The 21,526-nt window shown below is 46.2% G+C and carries 22 protein-coding genes and 1 pseudogene; 20 read left to right on the forward strand and 3 right to left on the reverse strand.

What is annotated here, in order from left to right; all coding sequences use genetic code 11:
• Positions 1–408: 408 nt before the first annotated feature.
• Both DXA20_RS00005 and DXA20_RS00010 read right to left on the reverse strand, forming a co-directional pair.
• The gene (locus tag DXA20_RS00005; protein ID WP_118558862.1) at positions 409–1,380 is read right to left on the reverse strand and encodes a YihY/virulence factor BrkB family protein; all 972 of its coding nucleotides are present in this window, start codon (positions 1,378–1,380) and stop codon (positions 409–411) included.
• A gap of 42 nt (positions 1,381–1,422) precedes the next feature.
• Positions 1,423–2,085: a PHP domain-containing protein gene (locus DXA20_RS00010; RefSeq protein WP_118558863.1), complete on the reverse strand. Its 663-nt coding sequence runs from the start codon at positions 2,083–2,085 to the stop codon at positions 1,423–1,425.
• Between the two features lie 161 nt (positions 2,086–2,246).
• On the opposite strand from DXA20_RS00010, the gene DXA20_RS00015 reads away from it, so the two are divergent.
• From DXA20_RS00015 to DXA20_RS00030, 4 genes are all read left to right on the forward strand, one after another.
• Positions 2,247–2,753 (forward strand): flavin reductase family protein, encoded by a 507-nt coding sequence (locus DXA20_RS00015; RefSeq protein ID WP_022305019.1) that lies wholly within the window; start codon positions 2,247–2,249, stop codon positions 2,751–2,753.
• 239 nt (positions 2,754–2,992) lie between these two features.
• Positions 2,993–3,592: a hypothetical protein gene (locus DXA20_RS00020; RefSeq protein WP_118558864.1), complete on the forward strand. Its 600-nt coding sequence runs from the start codon at positions 2,993–2,995 to the stop codon at positions 3,590–3,592.
• 177 nt (positions 3,593–3,769) lie between these two features.
• Positions 3,770–4,267, forward strand: a complete 498-nt coding sequence (locus tag DXA20_RS00025) for an RNA polymerase sigma factor (RefSeq protein WP_118558865.1) — start codon at positions 3,770–3,772, stop codon at positions 4,265–4,267.
• Positions 4,254–5,684 carry a hypothetical protein gene (locus tag DXA20_RS00030; RefSeq protein WP_118558866.1) on the forward strand — a complete coding sequence of 477 codons (1,431 nt, stop codon included), beginning with the start codon at positions 4,254–4,256 and terminating at the stop codon, positions 5,682–5,684. The genes DXA20_RS00025 and DXA20_RS00030 overlap by 14 nt, the downstream gene beginning before the upstream one ends.
• A gap of 604 nt (positions 5,685–6,288) precedes the next feature.
• On the opposite strand, the gene DXA20_RS00035 is transcribed toward DXA20_RS00030, so the two are convergent.
• Positions 6,289–6,522 carry a hypothetical protein gene (locus tag DXA20_RS00035; protein WP_118558867.1) on the reverse strand — a complete coding sequence of 78 codons (234 nt, stop codon included), beginning with the start codon at positions 6,520–6,522 and terminating at the stop codon, positions 6,289–6,291.
• A 153-nt stretch (positions 6,523–6,675) separates the two neighbouring features.
• Here DXA20_RS00035 and DXA20_RS17015 point away from each other — a divergent pair, with 153 nt between their 5' ends.
• The 16 genes and pseudogenes from DXA20_RS17015 to DXA20_RS00105 all read left to right on the forward strand — a co-directional run bounded on the left by DXA20_RS17015 (position 6,676) and on the right by DXA20_RS00105 (position 21,351).
• Positions 6,676–6,804 carry a hypothetical protein gene (locus DXA20_RS17015; RefSeq protein ID WP_279222336.1) on the forward strand — a complete coding sequence of 43 codons (129 nt, stop codon included), beginning with the start codon at positions 6,676–6,678 and terminating at the stop codon, positions 6,802–6,804.
• Positions 6,805–6,930: 126 nt separating this feature from the next.
• A complete protein-coding gene (locus DXA20_RS00040) occupies positions 6,931–8,109 on the forward strand; it encodes an iron-containing alcohol dehydrogenase (RefSeq protein ID WP_118558954.1) in 1,179 nt (392 codons plus the stop codon).
• Positions 8,110–8,137: 28 nt separating this feature from the next.
• Positions 8,138–9,124: a guanosine polyphosphate pyrophosphohydrolase gene (locus tag DXA20_RS00045; protein WP_118558868.1), complete on the forward strand. Its 987-nt coding sequence runs from the start codon at positions 8,138–8,140 to the stop codon at positions 9,122–9,124.
• A gap of 47 nt (positions 9,125–9,171) precedes the next feature.
• The gene (locus DXA20_RS00050; RefSeq protein WP_118558869.1) at positions 9,172–10,365 is read left to right on the forward strand and encodes a BMP family ABC transporter substrate-binding protein; all 1,194 of its coding nucleotides are present in this window, start codon (positions 9,172–9,174) and stop codon (positions 10,363–10,365) included.
• Between the two features lie 61 nt (positions 10,366–10,426).
• Positions 10,427–12,082 (forward strand): methyl-accepting chemotaxis protein, encoded by a 1,656-nt coding sequence (locus tag DXA20_RS00055; RefSeq protein ID WP_243100473.1) that lies wholly within the window; start codon positions 10,427–10,429, stop codon positions 12,080–12,082.
• A gap of 27 nt (positions 12,083–12,109) precedes the next feature.
• Positions 12,110–12,586 (forward strand): C-GCAxxG-C-C family protein, encoded by a 477-nt coding sequence (locus DXA20_RS00060; RefSeq protein WP_118558870.1) that lies wholly within the window; start codon positions 12,110–12,112, stop codon positions 12,584–12,586.
• A gap of 27 nt (positions 12,587–12,613) precedes the next feature.
• Positions 12,614–13,135, forward strand: coding sequence for a response regulator transcription factor (locus DXA20_RS00065; protein WP_330420506.1), 522 nt, complete (start codon positions 12,614–12,616; stop codon positions 13,133–13,135).
• Positions 13,117–13,278 carry a winged helix-turn-helix domain-containing protein gene (locus tag DXA20_RS17260; protein ID WP_330420508.1) on the forward strand — a complete coding sequence of 54 codons (162 nt, stop codon included), beginning with the start codon at positions 13,117–13,119 and terminating at the stop codon, positions 13,276–13,278. Before DXA20_RS00065 ends, DXA20_RS17260 begins: the two co-directional genes overlap by 19 nt.
• Entirely contained in the window at positions 13,275–14,276 is a 1,002-nt protein-coding gene (locus DXA20_RS00070) for a sensor histidine kinase (protein WP_118558871.1), read from the forward strand. Before DXA20_RS17260 ends, DXA20_RS00070 begins: the two co-directional genes overlap by 4 nt.
• An 81-nt stretch (positions 14,277–14,357) precedes the next feature.
• Positions 14,358–15,125, forward strand: coding sequence for an ABC transporter ATP-binding protein (locus DXA20_RS00075; protein WP_118558872.1), 768 nt, complete (start codon positions 14,358–14,360; stop codon positions 15,123–15,125).
• Positions 15,115–17,157 carry an FtsX-like permease family protein gene (locus DXA20_RS00080; RefSeq protein ID WP_118558873.1) on the forward strand — a complete coding sequence of 681 codons (2,043 nt, stop codon included), beginning with the start codon at positions 15,115–15,117 and terminating at the stop codon, positions 17,155–17,157. Before DXA20_RS00075 ends, DXA20_RS00080 begins: the two co-directional genes overlap by 11 nt.
• A 51-nt stretch (positions 17,158–17,208) precedes the next feature.
• A complete protein-coding gene (locus DXA20_RS00085; RefSeq protein ID WP_118558874.1) occupies positions 17,209–18,729 on the forward strand; it encodes a Y-family DNA polymerase in 1,521 nt (506 codons plus the stop codon).
• Complete coding sequence (locus DXA20_RS00090) at positions 18,726–19,148, forward strand: hypothetical protein (RefSeq protein WP_118558875.1); 423 nt, start codon at positions 18,726–18,728, stop codon at positions 19,146–19,148. Before DXA20_RS00085 ends, DXA20_RS00090 begins: the two co-directional genes overlap by 4 nt.
• 51 nt (positions 19,149–19,199) lie before the next feature.
• The gene (locus DXA20_RS00095) at positions 19,200–19,805 is read left to right on the forward strand and encodes a cytidylate kinase-like family protein (protein ID WP_022305827.1); all 606 of its coding nucleotides are present in this window, start codon (positions 19,200–19,202) and stop codon (positions 19,803–19,805) included.
• A gap of 85 nt (positions 19,806–19,890) precedes the next feature.
• Positions 19,891–20,524: pseudogene (locus tag DXA20_RS18230) on the forward strand (endonuclease III domain-containing protein).
• Positions 20,525–20,742: 218 nt separating this feature from the next.
• The gene (locus tag DXA20_RS00105) at positions 20,743–21,351 is read left to right on the forward strand and encodes a DUF3793 family protein (protein ID WP_022305825.1); all 609 of its coding nucleotides are present in this window, start codon (positions 20,743–20,745) and stop codon (positions 21,349–21,351) included.
• The last annotated feature ends 175 nt before the right edge of the window (positions 21,352–21,526 follow it).

Below are 21,526 nucleotides of genomic sequence, written 5' to 3' on the forward strand. Positions count from 1 at the left end.
CAATGCTTTGATAAATACGCATCCGTACGACTGAGCTCCGTAGGTGAGCTCAGCTATTTCGGACGGCACGCTCCCGCTACCACTGCACCACGCAGCGGTACATAACGCCATATTGATTTTACAGTAAGATATGAATATTTTATTTAGTATGGGGCGTAAGTACCGGCGGGTGCAAGTGCCTTTCGAAACATCTGAATCCCACCTCGGAGCGAGTACGGCAGGATGCGTTTATCAAAAATCAAAGCAGCAAAGCAATTAGACTTTTTGAAATCCGTAAGTGACAAGACAATTTTAATACCACCAGCTCACGGTTTCGTCAGATATCCTGAGGCAAAAATCTATATTAATTTTCCTCGGACATAAGAAATAGTATGGGCGCAATCAACTAATCGGTGTGCGAAGTTTGAGTTATTTATTTAAGAAACGCTGAATCGTATAGTTTAACCATCCGCCAAAGAACAGAATATACATACAGGCGTAGAGCCATACCATCAGCAACGCGATCGTAGTCATGGTTCCGTAGATGGAAGAATAATTGCTGATATGATCTACATAGAAGGAATAGAGAAAGGAAAATCCCAACCATCCGATAGTTGCGGTGAGGGCACCCGGAAGCTGGCTGGCAAACGGCACGCGTCTTGGGCGGATCTGATTGCCGGTGATCTCTTCGGATGGAACAAATTCCGGCACATAACCATGCAGCCGGTGATTTGGGATCAGCACATACATGCCGGTGAAAAACAGCAGCATGACAAAGAATCCTGCGGTGGAACGGAAGCTGATGATCGGCAGCAGGATATGCGTCAAAAGCGGAAATATTTTCGTGATATGCAGATAAAGCTGGTTGCCGAAAACAAACAGGATCAGAGTCGCTACGATCAACAGGGCAAAAAGCAGGGTGTAGAACATAGCCCAGAGTCGCAGTGTGAAATAGCCACGTGTCTCCGGAATCTTGTATACGGAGTTTAATCCATAGATGATCGAAAGAAATGATTTCGAGCCGAGCCACAATGCGGCGATGACGGTCACGGGCAGGAGAGTCGCTGTCTGTGCAGTATAAATATTATTGATGATATCCGTCATGAATGTGCGGAAGGATTGCGGCACAAAATGCTCCAATGCCGTGATCAAAAGCTCCGGCGATAACGGGAGACGCTGCAGAAGAACAAGCATAAACATGACGAACGGAAAAAAGGACAGGATCATCATAAATGCAGCCTGTCCGGCATAGGCAGAAACAGCGGTATCAAGAAGATTAAAGCCAAGAAGTTTTCCCTTGCGGTAAATAACCTGTGGAACAGTTTTGGGCTCTTCGTTCCACTGCTGTTTCAGGCGATCAAATGCTTTTTGGAATTTGTTCAGATTCTCATTCTTTTTCATTGCTTTTCCTCACTTCATACTTCTTGGATACCGGCGTGTGGTTTACGGGGTTAAAAGCTGGTATTGTCCCGAAAGAAGGACATCCCTGAGCTGTCTGGTATCTAAGATCGTTTCATCGGTCTTAATGCCTCCCTTGGCAACATCCTCCAGCTCATGAAAATCGCTTCCGGAGGATTCGATCATATGAAATTCATCGGTCCATTCGCGCGCAAGCTCATTCCGGTTGTCGTGTCTCGGATTGCCGTTGTAGCTTTCGGCACCGTCCAGATACTGTGGATCGGCAGGATTGCAGTAGGTTCTGTATGGATGCGCCTGAAGCAGCAGAATGTCGTTGTCGTGGCACAAATTGTATAGCTCAGGCAGAGACATTTCATGAATATCCGGGTGTGTGAGGATAAATTCTTCGGTAATTCCATAAAGAAGATAGTCGTTCGAACTGCCCGGCAGATTTGCCTCCGCACCGAGAAGAACCGTAAAGCCGATCTGCCCGGCTGCCTTTCTGGCGGAGCGGTATCCATTTAAGAAATATTGCACATAATCGTCATTATCGGTAAGACCGCTGCGGTCCTGCGCCCATTTACAGTAATGATCGGTAATGACAATGGCATCATAACCTGCTTTCTGGTACAGAGCAGGAATTTTTGTGGCGGATACATTTGCACATGGACTCGCCTCGCTGGTGTGAGCATGCATTTCTATTTTCATCGGTGAGACCTCTTTTTATAATTCGTAAACGTAAGTTAATGTTGTGGGACAGCTGTTTGAAACCGCCACACTAGCGTTATCCTATCATTTTATGGAGTGCTTGTCAAAAATATGCGGAAATAATATAATGAAGAAAACGAGAACAGAATGGAGGAAGAAATATGCATAGTTTTCAGTCTTTTACAGCAGATATGCTGGAGTGCAGTCCGTTTGACAAAATTGGTAAGGAATGGATGTTAGTGACTGCCGGCAACGAGGAGAAGGTCAATACAATGACTGCTTCCTGGGGTGGCATGGGTGTAATGTGGGGCAAGAATGCGGCGTTTGTTGTGATCCGTCAGAGCCGTTACACAAAAGAGTTCATTGATCGTGAGGGAACATTTTCTCTGTCCTTCTTAGGAGAAAAGCACCGCAATATGCTCAAATATCTCGGAACTGTTTCCGGCAGAACCGAGGATAAGCTGAAGGAAGCCGGTGTGGAGATCGATTATCAGAACGGTGTTCCGTATGTGGATCAGGCGAATCTTGTGCTGATCTGCCGCGCGATGTCTGCGACAGAGATTAAACCGGAGGAGTTTCTGGATGGTGAGATTGATGAAAAATGGTATGCGGATAAGGATTATCATACCTTATATATTGCTGAGATCACGGATTTTCTGGCACGCTGATTGTGACTAAAATGTGATGAAAATATGTCAAAAGTACGGCAGAAAACAGTCATAAATGTGACAGCGTTTAAAATAGAAGAAATCTACAATGAATTGTAAAAACGAAACCCATGGAAAGCTAATGAATACCGTATTTTCCAGTGGTTTCCGCCTGTTTTTTGCCTTGTGACATTGACATAAAAATATGAGTGTGCTAATATGAGTTTGCAAATTTATATTCTTATTAAGGAGGCAATATTATGAGATTATCAAATGTAGCAAAAAGAGTATTTTCCGTTGCATTAGCAGCAACTGTTGCAGCATCTTCTATCGTTGCTGTACCACAGGTTTCCAAGAAGGCTGACGCTGCATCCAGCGCAACTGCATATCTTTGCTTCGCAAGTAAGGGCTATAATGGTGTTCTTTCAAACCATAATGTCTCAGACCGCAGCAAGGGTGTTATGAATGGAAACAAGAAGGCTTCTATTTCCGGAATCAAGCTTTCCAATGCAACCATCAAGAAGGGCAAGTTCACAGTTACTGTATCTGCTTCAGGTGCTAAGCTGAAATCCTTCGCAAAGGATAAGGGCTGGAACAGCATCTATGTTGATACAAGCCTTGCAGGTAAGGATAAGAAGAAACTCAAAGTTACTTCTGCAACCTTAAAGATCGATGGTAAGACTGTAAAGACAGTTAAGAAACCTACCCTCACTCCTGATCCGGGTGCAAAACAGGACTTTACTCAGGTAATGGTTGTTAATACCTGGAACAAGTATTCTCAGAAGAAGTACAAGGCAGCAAGCTGCAAGAAAATGCCTAAGAAGAGCATTTCTGTTACAATTTCCGGTACATTAAAATAATCTGACGTATTGTTGATTGTTTTACAGGATCGTGTAGATATTCTACATAACGAAAGGTGTATGGAAACGGATTGTTTCGTTTTCATGCACTTTTTTCTTTATTGTACTTTTTTTATTTGAAGAGGATATTTCCGGAGACTGATCCGTGTATAAAGTGAAAGGAGGGAAGCGGTGGCAATGACAACGACAGAGATAAAGCAGGATCTGAAAATAATATATGACAGAGAGTGCGACCGTATATATCGTATTGCCATGGTGTATCTGCGCAATGTCTGTGATGCGGAGGATGCAGTGCAGGCAGTCTTTGTGAAGCTGTTGGAAAAACCACAGTGCTTTGAGGATGAAGAGCACGAAAAGGCGTGGTTTATTCTGGTGACGAAAAATTACTGCAGGGATATATTGCGGTCATCGTGGAGAAAACGGATCGATCTGGGGGATATACCGGAGCGTGCATCGGAGGATGCGATGGAAAGCGATGTACTTATCCATATGATGAAGCTTCCCGTGAAATATCGGGAGGTGCTGTATCTGTATTATTATGAGGGGTACTCTGTGGGGGAGATGTCCAAAATGTTGGATAGAAAAGAGAGTACGATTCAGACACAGCTTGCCACAGCAAGAAAGAAGTTAAAAATCGAGTTGGAAAAGGAGGGATTTATCTATGCGGGAAAATGATGTACGGAAATTATTTGAACCTTTTGCGCTTGATGAAGAAAAAAAGGAGGAGCTGTGGACACAGATATCAAACAGGGGGGAACAGACAGAAGCAGAGGACGGGAGCCTTATTGTGTCAAAGCAGCGTAGACTGCGGGGATGGCATCGTGCTGTAGCAGCGGCAGCGATTGTGCTTCTTTTATGGGGGGCCGGCGCAGCAGTAAATGCAGCAACCGGAGGAAACCTGGCAAAGCAGATCAGGGAGTGGTTCCGACAGGCTGCTGATCCACAGACCGAACAGGATATCGTGGAAGAGGCGGTGACAATAGGCAGTAAAACGGGAGAAGTTTACGCACCGGATATTATGGCAAGGAATGAGAGGTATCTGGTGTTTGGCAATCTTCGAGGTATTCTGGTGTATGATCTGCAAAAGGACCGGCTTCTTGGGAGCATAGACACACAGAAAATCGGCTGTGCCTATTTTGGGACATACCGTACGCATACAAGACTGCTGCTGAAAAACAAAGATATTTATGTTTTTAATGAAAGTCAAGGCTCGCTAAAGGGAAAGCTGCATCAGTTCCGGATCCGGGAAGAGGAGATTTCGGATGGACAGAGTGAGGAAAAAATTGTCACGATCGGGACGATGACAGTGAAGAATGAGGCTGCGGATTTGTTCCGACAATGGAAGAAACAGGAAAAGACCAGGGATACGTTTGACACCTTTGCGGAGGATAAGGCTTATACGGATACAATGGGGTATCTGTGGCGTGGCGATCCCGCCCGTTACAGCAGAAATTCATACCCATGGAAAAGCGCAGACGGAAAGAAAACATTAAATTTTCTAACGATTCAGGATGGAATCTATCGGTTGTATGAATGTAATAGGAAAGACAAAAAGCTTGCGGTTTACAGGCTGTGCCTGACGGTGGAAGAACGAAAAAGAAGACCTCTGCCGGAGTTTCGTTATACCGGAAATGACCGGGCACTTGCGGCGATCATATCCTATCAGCAGGAACAGTATAAGGAAAAGGAAGGACAGGGCTGCTGGATTCCGGGCTTCATTATTTTCAAAAGGGTCTGGGAAGGGGATCAGTATCTTGTCTTTGGTTATTTTGGGGGGATCGGATACCGGAAGATCGGGAATATCCTGCAGTGCGTGGACGGAAGCAACGATCCGGCATGCTTCCATCTGAAAAAGACAGCAGACGGCTATCAGGTACAGAAGGTAGACTATACCGGGGATGGTGCATTTTATGGTAAGGGGATCCGCAAGTTTACCCGTAATTATCCGGGACTTTATAAAAAATATTTTCATTTTGATAATAACAAGAAAAAAAAGAACCATTTGAGATATCTTCAGATGTATGTAAAAAATAATGATCTGGATGTGAAATATTATATGATATCCGAAGATCCGGTCAAGATTTTTAAATAATGTGACTCAAGCTTCGCACATGGAATGATACCTGAGCCCATACTATTTCTTATGTCCATAAAATGAAATATCCATTTTGCTTCGGAAAATAAGTTGATCCGTGAGCTATGTCTAAAAAATTGACGCAGATCAGTAGGATTTCTGAAAAATCTTTGCTTTGCAATGCTTTGATAAATACGCATCCGCATGACTGAGCCCTATAGGTGGGCTCAGCTATTTCGGACGGCACGCTCCCGCTACCACTGCACCACGCAGCGGTACGTAACGCCCCAAGTATTAAATAATTATAAATATGTATTTGTGCTACTTGGGGCGTAAGTACCGGCGGGTGCAAGTGCCTCTCGAAACATCTGATTCCCACCTTGGGGCGAGTACGGTAGGATGCGTTTATCGAAGATCAAAGCAGCAAAGCAATCAGATTTTTCGAAATCCGTTAGTGACAAGACAATTTTTTAGACATAGCTCACGGATTTTTTATGTGTTGGCAGGCAAAATGTGATTTCGAAATAATCGGACATAAGAAATGTGGTATGGGCGCAATCAAATAATCGGTATGCGAAGACTGAGTAACCGCACACATAAAATATGACCAGATAGCCACAGGCTATCTGGTCATATTTTTAATGTCATCGATCAACTGCAGATCGTCTGTTGTCAGTTTCAGATTGGTGGAAAGCTCGCGACCTTCCGGAGTCGTAATGTTGATCTCAAGGATGGTTCCTTCTCTCATGACATCATTGGCTGCGGCTGCCTGCAGAAATTTTGGAAACTTCGGGTGGGAGACAGTGAACCGCTCCCAGGAGCTTTTAATCTTAAAAATCATTGCCGGATTGATCATTGATTTGTCCTCTTTTCTTTGGAATTGTTCTTTCCCATATTATCATAATCCGAATAATAATCAAGAGTGCCGGAAATTCTTATTTCACATACGGAAAGCCGAGAAAATGATCAACCATATCTTTAGTTGTATTTTGCTTTGGAGTGTTATAAAATGGAGAGAAGAGAGATGGTGGTCAGCCGGGTATTCTGTGTCCGGGATGATCCGGAGGGACTGAGTCTGACAAGAGAGATGATGATCACATTCCGGGAACAGAAGAAACGGGAGTATGGACAAGGGTAGTTGTCTGATGACAGAAGATATGAGAAAATAAACGGGGGAATAAGCAGGAATATTGCCTGAGAATAAAATAAATGATAAAATACGAATATTAAGAGGCTGAATCAGCTTTCGGAAATGAGGATGAATATGACAAATTTTGACTATTATGCACCGACAAAGGTGGTTTTTGGAAAAGGAACAGAAAATCAGGTAGGAGAACTGGTGAAGGAGCAGGGCTGCAGCAAGGTACTGGTTCATTATGGCAGTGGAAGTGTTATCAAAAGCGGATTGTTAGACCGGATCCTTCAGGCACTTGACAAGGCAGGTGTTTCGTATGTTTCTCTGGGAGGCGTTGTGCCAAACCCAAGACTTTCCCTTGTTTATGAAGGTATTGAACTGTGCAAGAAGGAGCAGGTTGATTTCATTCTTGCCGTGGGCGGCGGCAGCGTGATCGATTCCTCAAAGGCGATCGGTTATGGTGTAGAAAACGGCGGTGATGTCTGGGATTTCTATGAGAGAAAGCGTGAGGCAACGTCCTGCCTGCCGATCGGCGTTGTTCTTACGATCGCAGCGGCGGGCTCTGAGATGAGCAATTCCTCTGTGATCACCAATGAGAATGGCTGGTTAAAGAGAGGCTATGGAAATGACTGTTGTCGTGCAAGATTTGCGGTGATGGATCCGGAGCTTACAATGACTCTGCCGAAGTATCAGACGGCGAGCGGCTGTGTGGATATCATGATGCATACGATGGAGCGTTATTTTAATCAGGAGGAGAATCTGGATCTGACGGATGGTTTCAGTGAGCATCTGATCCGGACGGTCATGGAGAATGCACAGATCCTGATGAAGGAGCCGGACAATTACAAGGCACGCGCAGAGGTGATGTGGGCAGGAAGTCTGTCGCACAATGGACTGACCGGATGTGGTACGGCAGGCGGTGACTGGGCGAGCCATCAGCTGGAGCATGAGCTTGGCGGCATGTTTGATGTGGCGCACGGAGCAGGTCTTGCAGCTGTCTGGGGAAGCTGGGCGAGATATGTGCTGGATGGTAATCCGGCGAGATTTGCGCAGTTTGCTGTCCGTGTAATGGGACAGACAGAGGGGGACGATGAGAAAGAGACAGCACTTCGCGGTATTTGTGCCATGGAGGAGTTTTACCGCAGTGTTAATATGCCAACGAGTCTTGCCGAGCTTGGCATTCATCCGAGTGATGAAGAGCTTCGTGAACTGGCAGAAAAGTGCAGCCATTTTGGAAAGAGAACGGTTGGCTGCATAAAGAAGCTGGATCAGGAGGATATGTATCAGATATATAAGAAGGCACTGTAACAATACAGAGGCTTAAGGCAGGGGAGCTATGATTACATTAAATGATTATTTGTATTCGGGGGATACGGTTCTTCGAATCTTACAGAAATACAGCAGTGATCTGGAATTGGAGGCGGCAGCCGCCGGCAATGAGATCGATCTGGTTCATTGCAGCTTTTTGAATCAGATCAAGGACATGCTGGAGCATAATGATTTCCTGACGGCACAGTCGCAGAAAATCCGTGAGTTTTATATGCACATGGCAAAAGAGTATCCGTTTTTAGCGTTTACCTTTAAGGGACGGATCAAATCGCTGATCCGTGCCGAGGAGAAATTTAACGGATATATCGTCGAATATATTTACGATTACTATGGGAAATACCATCGTTTCCCGGACACGGAGGAGATCAAAAGCAGACTTGACTGTTTTCGTGATCTGATCGCATACCGCATTGTGATCTCGATTCCGAAATGTCACTTGCAGGAGGGACAGAGCAGGGAGGACGAGGAGATCCGCTACCTGTATGAGATTGCTAATATGCTGCCGGGATTTATGGAACAGAGGGGATTCCGGGCAGAGTCGGCGAAGGGGGTAAAGGAGAGCCTTTCGGACAGAATGGAAGCGGCGGTACGTCCATATTACAGAGATTATATTTCTGATGAAGGAGAATATGGTTACCGCTCTTTACATATTACATTTTATGATGACACTGCAAAATGCTTTATGGAGGTGCAATTAAGAACAAAAGCGATGGATGATAATGCAGAGATTGGTCCTGCCAATCATTTGGGTTATGAGAAGCGTCAGGAGAATGAGCGGGCCAGAAGGGATGTGATCCCGGAGGGAGAGTGCAGCTGCTTTGATGAGGCGTACGAGAGAGGAATGCGTTTGCAGCAGCTTGCGTTAAATAGGCTCGATGTCAATATGTTTTCCGCTGTCAATAACAGTCTGATCAATGATGGCTGTGGCCTGTACCGCGGACGCCTGATCTTGCCGTATGAGCATCTGTCACGCTTTCAGAATGATCTGACATAAAGGGAAGCACATGGCAGCAGGACGCTGCCGTCAAAGGAGGAGATGAAATGAGAAAACGCAAAGGAAAAGTATTTCAGAAGCTGGCACTGACCCTATCGGCGGCGTTTCTGCTTACCGGCTGTAATGCTGTAAAAACCGGCAGTCCGGATGATTATGCCACCAATAAGGGCTATGAGCAGAGCGAAGGCGACACTGCACAGAAGGGAGAAGGCGGTATCAGCAAGGATCAGATTAAGGTCGGCGTTCTTTATCTGTCCGATCCGGATGAGGGAAGTGGTTATTCCTACACGCATGATCTGGGTGTAAAGGGAATGCAGGAGAATCTTCTGCTGTCGGATGACCAGATTGAGCGTAAGATCGTGGATGATACCGATGAGGACGGAACGAAGAAAGCGATTGAGGAGTGTGTTTCGGACGGCTGTAATATTATTTTCACAACGAGCTGGGGCTATATGCAGGTTACGGCTGATATGGCGGAGAAATATCCGGATGTGTATTTCTCTCATGGCACAGGATATATGTCCAATGGAAAGAACTTCAACAACTATTTTGGAAGGATCTATCAGGCAAGGTATCTGAGCGGAATTGTGGCCGGAATGAATACGAAAAACAACAAAATCGGCTATGTGGCAGCGCAGGATTCGTCAAATGCAGAGGTGACCGGAGGCATCGATGCGTTTGCGATCGGTGTTGAGTCGGTTAATCCAAAAGCGAAGATCTATGTGGATGTCACGAACAGCTGGTACGATGAAAAGAAAGAGAAGAAAGCCTCTGAGCGGCTGTTAAGCATGGGGTGTGATGTGATGACACAGCATTGTGATACATCGTATCCGCAGACGCTGGCACAGGAAAAAGGAGTGTACGGAATCGGATACAATTCCGATATGAGTAAGGAGACGCCTAAGTCCTGTCTGACCAGCGTGATCTGGAACTGGAGTGCTTATTATACGGCAGCGGTCAAGAGTGTGATCGACGGTACCTGGGACGGCAGTAACTATTATGGTGGTATGGCAGAGGGACTTGTGGAGATCACAGGTCTTGCTTCCTTTGCAGCGGATGGAACACAGCAGAAGGTAGATGAAGCAACAGCAGAGATCCTGAGCGGACAGAACAATGTTTTTGATGGCGTTCTGGAGACGAACACCGGAAAGAAGATCGGTCAGAAGGGAAAAACACTGGATGATGCCACGATCACGGGAAAGATCAACTGGTATTATCGCAATGTTGTTGTAATAAAGTAAAGGAGATGCGTATGAAAATCACGTTACGGAAAAAGATTATATTAAGTGCGGTTTTGCCCTGATGCTTCTGGGGATCAGTGTGATCATTATAGCGGCAACAATCGTAAAGGGCGCGATCATCAGTAAGGTGGAGGAGTCATTGAAGGGTACAGCGGTTGCAACACAGGCGGCGTATGACCAGAATACGGGCTCGTATCTGAAGGCGGAAAACGGTGCGATCTGGAAGGGAAGCTATAATATTTCCCAGTCGGAAACGCTGGTGGATACGATCAAGAAAGAATCCGGCATGGAGGTTACGTTTTTCTATGGCTCCGACCGTATTATGACGTCGGCAACGGACAAGGATGGCAACAGATTGCTTGGAAGTCCGGCAGGAGATAAGATCGTCAAAACGGTTTTAAAGGGCGGCAAAGAATATTTCAGTGATAATGTATCGATGGACGGTACGATCTATTACGGATATTATGTGCCGGTTTATCAGGACGGAACAACGAGTGAGCCGATCGGCATGGTGTTTGCCGGACAGGAGAAGCAGAAAACATTCCGCAGTGTGCTGGAGATCATTAATACGATCGTGGCGATTGTTCTGATCCTTATGGTTGCATGCAGTATTGCGGTGGGGATCAGTGCCAATTCGATCACGAAAGCATTGAATAAAAGTATTGATGAGGTGATGGAGGTTTCATCGGGCAATCTGAACGTAAAGCAGAATCAGAAGCTGTTACGCAGAAATGATGAGATTGGAAATCTTTCCAGAGCGATCCATAATCTGCAGGAGGAGCTTTGCAAGATTGTCGGAGATATCAAAGAAAGTACGGATACTCTGCTGCAGGCGTCCAATACTCTTGAGGAGACTTCTCATTATACCTACAATGGGATCGGTGAAGTCAATCATGCGATGGATACGATCACGGACGGAGCAAACAGACAGGCAGAAGATGTCGGAAGTGCTTCCCAGAATGTGCGTGATATGGGAGATCTTATCTTAAAGACCGGCCGCGAGGCAGATAGCCTTGAGAGCAGCGCCGACAGCATGAAGGATGCCAGTGACAAAACGGCAGTCACGATCAATGGTCTGCGTGGCATCAGTGCCGATGTAAAGGAAGCAGTCGCACAGATTGTGGAGCAGACGGCACAGACGAACAGCTCAGCACAGAGCATCCGCGAGGCGTCTCTGTTTATTTCGCAGATCGCAGAGGAAACAAATCTGTTGTCACTGAATGCGAGTATTGAGGCGGCACGCGCCGGTGAAGCGGGAAGAGGCTTTGCGGTGGTAGCATCACAGATCCAGAAGCTGGCAGAGCAGTCCAATGCGGCCAGCGGCAATATCGAAGAGATGGTCAATACTCTTCTGAAAAATTCCGAGCGAGTGGTTGGCACCATGGCACAGACCCAGGAGGTGATCGAGCGGCAGAACGAATATATTGCCAACACGGAGCAAAGTGTGGCGAGCGTGATGAAGCAGATAGAGACCTCGATCGGATATATCCGAAATATCGGACAGCAGATGAAAGCGCTGGAGGCTGCAAGAGCAGAGATCATACAGAGAATTGATGCCATGTCGGAGATTGCACAGAACAATGTAACGGGGACTTCTCAGACGACAAATGCACTGTCGGAGATGGCAGAGAGCTTCGGAAAGATCGAAAAGTCGACGGAAAATCTTCGTCAGACGGCAGATCTTCTGGCAGACAACATTGGTCACTTTACCGTATAGTTAATATACAGATAACGGAGGAAGAACATGGAGATTGATGTGGAAAACAGCGTGTATGGACAGAGGGCAAAACAGTTGTTTTTGGAGGGCTATAACTGCAGCCAGTCAGTATTTCTGGCGTTTGAGGACAAATATGACATGGATCACAGCACGGCCATGAAGCTAAGCTCATCCTTTGGTGGAGGAATGGGAAGACTCAGGGAGGTGTGCGGTGCTGTGTCCGGCATGTTTATGGTGGCCGGCATTTTGTACGGCTATGATGAACCGAAGGACTTTGAGGGAAAGTCAGAGCATTATGCCAGAATACAGCAGCTTGCTGCAGAGTATCAGGAGCGAAACGGCTCGATCGTGTGCCGGGAGCTTCTGGGGCTTGGCAAAGGTAAGGATGACCCGACTCCGTCCAAGCGGACGCAGGAGTATTATAAGAAGCGTCCATGTCCGGATCTGGCAGCAACCGCGGCGGCAATTATGGAGGCATATATCCGGGAACAGGAGAATGCATGATAAAATGCCGCTTGAAAGGAGTTGCGTATGAAGAAAATAATGATCGTAGAAGACGAAAAAGTAATCTGTGAGGAGCTTTGTGCCCTGTTGAAAAATGCAGGATATGAGGCGGAGATCCTCACAGATTTTGCGCATTCTGTGTCCGTTATTTTGGACAGTAATGCAGATCTTGTACTGCTTGACATCAACATTCCGAAGATGAACGGAGAGCAGGTGCTTCGGAAACTCAGACAGAAGTCAGATGTGCCGGTCATCATGGTGACGAGCCGCACAGAGGAACTGGATGAGGTCTTATCGATGAGCTATGGCGCGGACGATTATATTACAAAGCCGTATAATCCGACCATACTGCTTTTAAGGATCCAGGCAATCTTAAAGCGAACAGAGACGAATGCCACAGGCTCCTGCAGCTACCGGGATATTGCAGTGAATCCGGGGAAAGGTGTCCTTGATTCGGGACAGATCCAGATGATCCTGACCAAAAATGAAATGCTGATCTTTATGACACTGCTTCAGCATCAGGGCAGATCGTGTCCAGAGATGAGCTGATGACAAGACTTTGGGACAACAGTGAATATATCAGTGATAATGCGCTGACGGTCAATATCAGCAGACTGCGGACAAAGCTTGCGGAAATGGGATATGCGGATGCAATTGAGACCAGAAAGAAACAGGGGTATGTACTGATATGAGGATAGGCAGATATTTACAGGACAGGCGTGTCATGATCACTCTGTTTGTGGCAGCTTTGGTTGTCTCGGTTGTCTTTATGGCAGCGTGCGGTGTGGGAACAGAGCTGATTGGTGTGGTCTCTGTAGTAATGAGCGTAGCGACTCTTATCGGACTGATCTATGACTACTGCCGGAAGAACGCGTATTACCGGCGTCTTTTCCAGAATCTTGACCGGATGGATCAGAAGTACCTGATCCTGGAGACGCTGCGGCAGCCGGGATTTTATGAAGGCGAGCTGTTTGCGCAGGTTTTATATGAGGCCAATAAATCCATGACGGAGCAGGTCAACGAAAACCGCAGACAGATGAAGGATTTCAAGGACTTTATTGAAATGTGGGTTCATCAGGTGAAGCTTCCGGTGGCAAGCCTTTTGCTCTTGTGTCACAATCACTCGGAGAATCTGGATAAAAAGTTTGTAGAGCAGCTTCGACGCATTGACCGTTATACGGAGCAGGTGCTTTATTATACAAGGGCAGAGCATTCCGAGAAGGATTATCTGTTCCAGCGATGTTCATTGGCACAGATCGTGCATAAATCCGCAATGAAGAATAAGGATGATCTGCTGGAAAATAAGGTGGAATTTCAGGTATCCGATTGTGATCAGGTGGTTGTGACCGATGCGAAATGGATGGAGTTTATTCTGGATCAGATTATCAACAACAGTATCAAATACCGCCGTGAAACAGATGCTATGATACAGATCAGCGCGTCCGCAGAGCAAGGGAAAACAATTCTGTCAATTCGGGACAACGGGATCGGGATTGCAGAAAGCGATCTGCCGAGACTGTTTGAGAAATCCTTTACCGGAAGTAATGGCAGGATCCTTGACCGCATGGAAGTAAAATCGACGGGAATGGGGCTTTATATTGCCAAAAACATGTGTGACAAGCTGGGGCATGAGATCAATGTTATTTCTGAGGAAGGTTCGTATACACAGGTCAACATTACATTTTTGTAATATACAGTCAGATTGGGCGAACGACAAATGGGAGATTCCCCGATACAATGGAGAAAACGTGATCAAGAAAGGGGAATCAACATGCAGAATACATTACATGTAGAACATTTGGAAAAATATTACGGGAGCAGATCGAGTCTGACAAAGGCGATCGATGATCTTTCCTTTGATGTACAGCCACAGGAGTTTGTGGCGATCATGGGTGCTTCCGGCAGCGGTAAGACGACGCTGCTTAACTGCATTTCCACAGTAGACCGTCCAACCGCGGGAAATATTTATGTGGACGGAGAGAACGTCACCAAATTAAGAGGAGAGGCGTTAAATCGTTTCCGCAGAGAGCGGTTTGGATTTATCTTTCAGGATTTCAATCTGTTAGATACATTGACGGCATATGAAAATATCGCACTGGCGCTTTCCATTCAGAATGTAAAAGCAGCAGAGATTGACAAGCGGGTGCGTAAGGTGGCGAAGGAGTTAGACATTGCAAATGTTTTAAACAAGTATCCTTATGAGATGTCCGGCGGACAGAAGCAGAGAGTGGCATCGGCAAGGGCAGTTGTAACAAATCCCAAGCTGGTGCTGGCGGATGAACCGACTGGTGCGCTGGATTCCAAATCATCCCGGCTTTTGCTGGAGAAGTTTGCGTACCTGAATCAGGAACTTCAGGCGACGATTTTGATGGTGACACACGATTCGTTTTCGGCAAGCTATGCATCCAGAGTGATTTTTATTAAGGATGGAAAGCTGTTTCATGAGCTTCACAGAGGTGATTTATCGAAGAAGGAATTTTTCGGACAGATCATTGATGTTCTCGCTCTGTTAGGAGGTGACGTCAGCGATGCTCTTTAAGATAGCCTTAAAAAACATGGGGAAAAGCATACGGGATTATGCGGTTTATTTCTTTACGATCGTGATCGGCGTAGCAATCTTTTATATCTTTAATTCGCTGGAATCGCAGACGGTGATGATGAATGTGTCAAAGGATACCAGAGAGATTATTAAAATGATGATTACGATCATGTCGGGTTTAAGTGTATTTGTATCATTTGTTCTGGCATTTTTGATCATATATGCCAACCGGTTCCTGATGAAACGAAGAAACAGGGAGTTTGGTATTTACCTGACATTAGGAATGGGAAAACAGAAGGTGTCTACAATCCTGGTTTTGGAAACCTTGGTGGTTGGTATCGGCTCTCTGGCAGCAGGTCTGGCGATCGGTGTCGCTGCATCACAGTTTATGAGTGCGTTTGTTGCAAATATGTTTGATGCAGATATGAGTAAATATCGTTTCATTTTCTCGTTGTCTGCCTGTCGTAAAACGATCCTGTGCTTTGTGATCATTTACGCCGTTGTGATTATTTTTAATACCGTCAATGTCAGCCGTTTAAAGCTGATCGATCTGATCTATGCCGGCAGAAAATCAGAGAAGCTTCGCATGAAAAATCCATGGCTTTGTACACTGGTCTTTGTGGCTGCCGCAGCCGTGCTGGCAAACTGCTATTACCGGGTCGGATTCCATGCCGTAGATATTTCGCTCAAGGGAATGAGTTGGGTGATCGTCGCAGGAATGATCTGCACATTTTTAATCTTCTGGTCCGTTTCCGGATTATTGCTTCGTGTTGTGATGTCCATGAAAAGCTTATATTACAAAGGACTCAACAGCTTTGTGCTGCGGCAGTTAAGTAGTAAGATCAACACGACGGTATTTTCCATGACGATCATCTGCCTGATGCTGTTTGTCACGATCTGTATTCTTACCTCTGCATTTGCAATCAAAAATACAATGACCAGCAACCTGAACAAAAAGGCACCGGTCGATATTGAGTTCAGCGCACTGATGAATCTGGATCGCTATGCATCGACGCAGGATGAATACAGCAAGAAGGAGATTGCCTCGTCCCATCGTACCGTAAAACAGAGATATAAGGACATTAAGGTTGATCTGGACGGATATCTGAAGGATTCCTGTGAGGTGTATGTCTACGGAAGTCCGGATTTTACCTTTGAGGACTTCTGCGGCGATAAGCTCGGTGATGTGAAAAAGAAGTATCCGCAAATGATCACAGACACCGGTGAAGATATTATAAAAATAAGCGATTATAACCGTCTGATGAAGCTGTACGGAAGAAAGCAGTATACGCTGGCATCCGATGAATATATGGTGATTGCTGATTTCGATAATATGATGCAGCTTCGGGATGAGGTGCTTTCAAGCGGGCAGACGATTGAGGTGTTTGGAAGCACGTTAAAGCCAAAGTACCGCAAATGTCAGGAAGGCTTTTTGGACATTTCCGCCCAGAGCCTGAATACGGGAATCATACTGGTGCCGGATGATGTCGTTCAGGAGAAATGGATCAAACAGGACTGCCTGTTTGGAAATTATAAGGCAGTCAGCAAGCAGGAAAAGCAGAAGCTTGAAAAGGAGATTAGAAGCAGCTCCTTAAAAGGAAAATATATTTATGCATCCAAGCAGGAACTGGCAGATGCGAGCCTGGGGCTGAGTGCGCTGGTGACCTTTATCGGTCTGTATCTTGGTATCGTATTTCTGATGGCGGGGGCCGCAATTCTCGCGTTAAAGGAGCTTTCAGAGAGTGCGGATAATGTGGAACGTTACCGGATGCTTCGAAAGCTTGGCGTGGAAAATAAAATGTTAAACGGAGCATTGTTTAAGCAGATTGTGATCTTCTTTCTCTGTCCGCTTTTGCTTGCCGTGATCCATTCTTATTTTGGAATGCGGTTTGCCGTTGATGTTCTGTCTTATTTGGCACAAAAGGATCAGCTTCTTTCTTCAACACTGCTTGCGGCAGCGATCATTGTGGTGATCTATGGTGGTTATCTGGTTATCACCTACTTTAGTAGCAAGTCGATCATTCGGGAATAATGGGGGATATTGTTATTTGTAAAAGAAACATAAGTTTGCTATAATGGAGGTATGAAAGAACGGATATATATTGCCATTGACCTGAAATCATTTTATGCATCGGTGGAGTGTGTGGAGCGGGGACTGAATCCTCTTACCACCAACCTTGTTGTTGCCGATGCCAGTCGAACAGAGAAAACAATATGTCTGGCGGTCTCGCCGTCCCTGAAAAGCTATGGGATATCGGGACGTGCCAGACTTTTTGAGGTGGTTGAAGCAGTCCGGCGCATCAATGCACAGAGAAGGGAAAAGGCACCCGGACACCGTCTGGAAGGGGAGTCGTTTCTTGACGCGGAGCTGTCGGCAGATCCGAAGCTGGCACTCGGTTATATTGCGGCACCGCCGCGGATGGCATATTACATGGAGTACAGCACAAGGATCTACGATATTTATCTGAAATATGTGGCGCCGGAGGATATGCATGTGTATTCGGTTGATGAGGTATTTATGGATGTGACCGATTATCTGGACACCTATCAGATGACGCCGGAGCGTCTTGCCGCCACGATCATACAGGATGTGCTTGACAGTACGGGAATCACGGCGACAGCGGGGATCGGAAGCAATCTGTATCTGTGCAAGATCGCAATGGATGTGGAAGCAAAGCATATCGAGCCGGATGAAAACGGAGTGCGGATCGCAAGACTGGATGAGATGAGTTATAGGAGAAATCTCTGGGATCATCAGCCGATCACGGACTTCTGGCGTGTCGGACCGGGCTATGCGAGGAAGTTAGCGCAGGCAGGCATGTACACGATGGGAGATGTAGCAAGATGCTCGATCGGCAGTGATACCGATTATTACAATGAGGATCTGCTTTACCGGTTGTTTGGCGTTAATGCGGAGCTTCTGATCGATCACGCCTGGGGCTGGGAACCTTGCACGATCGCACAGATCAAAAGCTACCGTCCTGCAACAAACAGTCTTGGCTCCGGACAGGTGTTATCCTGTCCGTACGATTATGAGAAGGCAAGGCTTGTGGTCAAGGAAATGACGGATCTTCTGGTATTAGAGCTGGTAGATAAAGGACTTGTGACGGATCAGATGGTATTGACGGTCGGATATGATGTGGAGAATCTGGACCGGACCGGCAAGAAAAGCTACCGTGGGGAAGTGACAACGGACCGGTATGGAAGAAGAATCCCCAAGCATGCGCATGGAACTGCAAATCTTGGCTGTAAAACATCATCCACACATCGGATCATGGAGGCGGTTTTATCGCTGTATGACCGGATTGTCAATGAAAATCTGCTTGTCCGGCGAATCAATATTACTGCAAATCATGTGATCGATGAAAGAGAGGCGGCACAGGAGGTGCAGTATGAGCAGCTCAGCCTTTTTGAAGATGTCGCTCTGGAGGAACAAAAGAAAGAACAGGAAGAGAAGGAACTTGCCAGGGAAAAGCGCATGCAGCATGCCGTGATTGATATCAAGAAGAAATTTGGCAAAAATGCGATCTTAAAGGGCATGAATCTGGAGGAGGGCGCAACGGCAAGAGACAGGAACAGGCAGATTGGAGGACACAGGGCATGAGAGAGCGAACAGATCCGTTTCCGTATGAAGATATTGTGAATCTGCCACACCACAGATCACAGACGCATCCGCATATGTCAATGGAGGAGCGTGCGGCACAGTTTTCTTCCTTTGCGGCACTGACCGGTCACAAGGAGGCAGTGCAGGAAAAGGCGCGCCGGACGAGCGAACGCATGGAACTGGATGAAGACCAGAAGAGGCGGCTGGATGAAATGCTGCAGGTGTTGATGCAGGAGCAGGGGGGCGAAGCAGAGTTTACCGTATTTCGTCCGGATCAAAGGAAAAGCGGAGGGGCGTATGTAAAGGTAAACGGTGTGGTAAAGAGCGTGGATGCATATGCGAAAGTTATAAAGCTTGAAAGCGGGGAATGTCTGAATATTACGGATGTTGTGGACATTTCCATACGGGGAGGGAATTGACGATTTTCCGAAAAAATGGTATGATTTATACAAAGAAGGGAGGCGGAAGATATGGGAAAACAATGGATTATTTCAATCAGCAGAGAGTACGGAAGCGGTGGACATAAGATCGCAGAGAAACTGTCCGAGATATTCGACTTTCCGATGTATGATCGTGAACTGCTGGACAACGTGTTCGGAGATGAGGCGAACGTGGAGGAGTGGCGTGAATGTGACGAGATGCCGGCTCCGTTAGCATTCTCCAAGAAGTTTTCCGGTACGAAGAATTCTTCAGAGTACACATTGGCGAAGCGTCAGTTTAATTATCTGAGAAAGAAAGCCAACGAAGGAGGCTCCTTTGTTGTTGTCGGAAGATGTTCTGAACATATTCTGCGCGAGTATGATGGATTGATCCCAATTTTTATTCTGGGTGATGAGGATACGAAGATCAAGCGTGTCATGGAAAGACGTAACTTCACAGAGAAGGAAGCGAAGGCAGCACTTGCCCGTCATAACCGGCTGAGAGAGAGATATCACAACAGCTACTGTGAAGGTAAGTGGGGAGATTCAAGGTGCTATGATGTCTGCATTAACAGCAGTCGTCTGGGACTGGATGGTACGGTCAAGATTCTGGAGGATTATATCCGCGGCAGAATGGAACAGGAAGACGAACAGTAATTCGAAACTGCCGGAGTGTTACAGCGTGAAGCGGTAATGTTCCGGCAGTTGTTTTTCGTTTAAAATATGTAACAGGAGAGAACAGATGACAAAGAAGCAGAGAGCCTTAGAAATCATTGAACGCTTGAAAAGAGAATATCCGGATGCGGACTGTACGCTTGACTATGAGGAGGCATGGAAGCTTTTAGTCAGTGTGCGCCTGGCAGCGCAGTGTACCGATGCCAGGGTAAACGTGGTCGTACAGGGACTGTTTGCAAAGTATCCGGATGTGGATGCACTGGCCGCAGCGGATGTGGATGACATTGAACAGATTGTGCGCCCGTGTGGTCTTGGAAGGAGTAAGGCGAGAGATATCAGCGCATGTATGAAAATGCTGCGGGACGAATATGGTGGAAAGGTTCCGGAGGATTTTGATGCTCTTTTGAGCTGCCGGGTGTGGGGCGCAAGAGTGCCAATCTGATCATGGGAGATGTATTTGGCAAGCCGGCGATTGTAACGGATACCCATTGTATCCGGCTTAGTAACCGGATGGGGCTTGTGGACGGGATCAAGGATCCGAAGAAGGTGGAGATGGCATTGTGGAAGCTGATCCCTCCGGAAGAGGGCAGCGATTTCTGTCACCGTCTGGTCAATCATGGACGGGAAGTATGTACGGCGAGAACGAAGCGTATTGTGACCGGTGTTGTCTGGAGGATATCTGTCCGAAAAACGGGATATAGATATAATAAATCCTAAAGAGCTCATATTGTGTGCGACTATTCTTTTTATCTGGAAAGTTTTATTCATAATATCCGGGTACATAATAAATTGCAGAAATGAACATAATGAAAAAAAGAATCAATAATGTGATTGACGCAGGGAGAGAAAAAGGGTATTCTAGTCATGAAGTTAGTTAAAACTAACAGTAAAAAGACTGGACTAACATCGGAGGAGAAGAATGAGCCAGGGATTATCGAAGATGCTCCAGAGCATAGATGGAAATAATATTGAGATGAGGATTGCCTATCAGTGTGCTCCGCTTTTAGCGGGTTTAAAGCCATCCAATCTTCTGATGCTGCGCAGCCGTGAGCTGGTTTGTGTTCAGCATCTGCTGAAAAAGGCGGGGATATCCTATTTCATTGTAGCACAGGAAAAGGAGAAGGCAGCGGTTCTTTTATACAACAAAAAACAGCTTGAAAAATACATGGAACAGGAATGTGTGGCAGAGGGACTGTGCCGGATGGGTTATGAGGATCTGAGTCTGGGCAGGGTTTTGTATGTATTTCGTGTTCATTATGAGGCATTTCTGCGGGGAGAGGGAGATTTTCCTCATGAGATGGGATTTCTGCTTGGATATCCGGTGGAGGATGTTGAGGGATTTATCCGTAATGGCGGCGAGAACAGCCTGTATACGGGAGACTGGAAGGTATATGACAACCTGACAGAGAAGCTTCAGCTGTTCAGTAAATTTGAGGTGGCAAGGGAGAGCCTTCTCGGAATGGTTTCGGCAGGTACCGGGATTGTTGAGATCATGAGGAATAAACGTCTTCAGCAGCCGGTAGCATAAGCAGTTTCTGAAACGTTAAATTTTCATGGAAGATCAAGGTGAGCCGTCCGGAAAATACGGTAAAGTAAAATTATACAAAGTGAAGTGAAATATCCATGGATGGATTGTTGTATCTGTCTATGGATATTTTTTTTAATGTAGACTATCATTAAAAGAGAATGAGAGACAGAAAGGC

It is taken from the genome of Roseburia sp. AM59-24XD (assembly GCF_003478445.1).
Taxonomy (GTDB): Bacteria; Bacillota; Clostridia; order Lachnospirales; family Lachnospiraceae; genus Jutongia.

What these genes read in the sequence shown, in the direction of transcription:
- DXA20_RS00045 (WP_118558868.1), top strand. Translation starts at nt 8,138, where the DNA reads ATGATTACATTAAATGATTATTTGTATTCGGGGGATACGGTTCTTCGA.
- DXA20_RS00090 (WP_118558875.1), top strand. Translation starts at nt 18,726, where the DNA reads ATGAGAGAGCGAACAGATCCGTTTCCGTATGAAGATATTGTGAATCTG.
- DXA20_RS00050 (WP_118558869.1), top strand. Translation starts at nt 9,172, where the DNA reads ATGAGAAAACGCAAAGGAAAAGTATTTCAGAAGCTGGCACTGACCCTA.
- DXA20_RS00005 (WP_118558862.1), bottom strand. Translation starts at nt 1,380, where the DNA reads ATGAAAAAGAATGAGAATCTGAACAAATTCCAAAAAGCATTTGATCGC.
- DXA20_RS17015 (WP_279222336.1), top strand. Translation starts at nt 6,676, where the DNA reads ATGGAGAGAAGAGAGATGGTGGTCAGCCGGGTATTCTGTGTCCGGGAT.
- DXA20_RS00060 (WP_118558870.1), top strand. Translation starts at nt 12,110, where the DNA reads ATGGAGATTGATGTGGAAAACAGCGTGTATGGACAGAGGGCAAAACAG.
- DXA20_RS00020 (WP_118558864.1), top strand. Translation starts at nt 2,993, where the DNA reads ATGAGATTATCAAATGTAGCAAAAAGAGTATTTTCCGTTGCATTAGCA.
- DXA20_RS00055 (WP_243100473.1), top strand. Translation starts at nt 10,427, where the DNA reads ATGCTTCTGGGGATCAGTGTGATCATTATAGCGGCAACAATCGTAAAG.
- DXA20_RS00075 (WP_118558872.1), top strand. Translation starts at nt 14,358, where the DNA reads ATGCAGAATACATTACATGTAGAACATTTGGAAAAATATTACGGGAGC.
- DXA20_RS00010 (WP_118558863.1), bottom strand. Translation starts at nt 2,085, where the DNA reads ATGAAAATAGAAATGCATGCTCACACCAGCGAGGCGAGTCCATGTGCA.
- DXA20_RS00070 (WP_118558871.1), top strand. Translation starts at nt 13,275, where the DNA reads ATGAGGATAGGCAGATATTTACAGGACAGGCGTGTCATGATCACTCTG.
- DXA20_RS00030 (WP_118558866.1), top strand. Translation starts at nt 4,254, where the DNA reads ATGCGGGAAAATGATGTACGGAAATTATTTGAACCTTTTGCGCTTGAT.
- DXA20_RS00015 (WP_022305019.1), top strand. Translation starts at nt 2,247, where the DNA reads ATGCATAGTTTTCAGTCTTTTACAGCAGATATGCTGGAGTGCAGTCCG.
- DXA20_RS00035 (WP_118558867.1), bottom strand. Translation starts at nt 6,522, where the DNA reads ATGATCAATCCGGCAATGATTTTTAAGATTAAAAGCTCCTGGGAGCGG.
- DXA20_RS00080 (WP_118558873.1), top strand. Translation starts at nt 15,115, where the DNA reads ATGCTCTTTAAGATAGCCTTAAAAAACATGGGGAAAAGCATACGGGAT.
- DXA20_RS00095 (WP_022305827.1), top strand. Translation starts at nt 19,200, where the DNA reads ATGGGAAAACAATGGATTATTTCAATCAGCAGAGAGTACGGAAGCGGT.
- DXA20_RS00065 (WP_330420506.1), top strand. Translation starts at nt 12,614, where the DNA reads ATGAAGAAAATAATGATCGTAGAAGACGAAAAAGTAATCTGTGAGGAG.
- DXA20_RS00085 (WP_118558874.1), top strand. Translation starts at nt 17,209, where the DNA reads ATGAAAGAACGGATATATATTGCCATTGACCTGAAATCATTTTATGCA.
- DXA20_RS00040 (WP_118558954.1), top strand. Translation starts at nt 6,931, where the DNA reads ATGACAAATTTTGACTATTATGCACCGACAAAGGTGGTTTTTGGAAAA.
- DXA20_RS00105 (WP_022305825.1), top strand. Translation starts at nt 20,743, where the DNA reads ATGAGCCAGGGATTATCGAAGATGCTCCAGAGCATAGATGGAAATAAT.
- DXA20_RS00025 (WP_118558865.1), top strand. Translation starts at nt 3,770, where the DNA reads ATGACAACGACAGAGATAAAGCAGGATCTGAAAATAATATATGACAGA.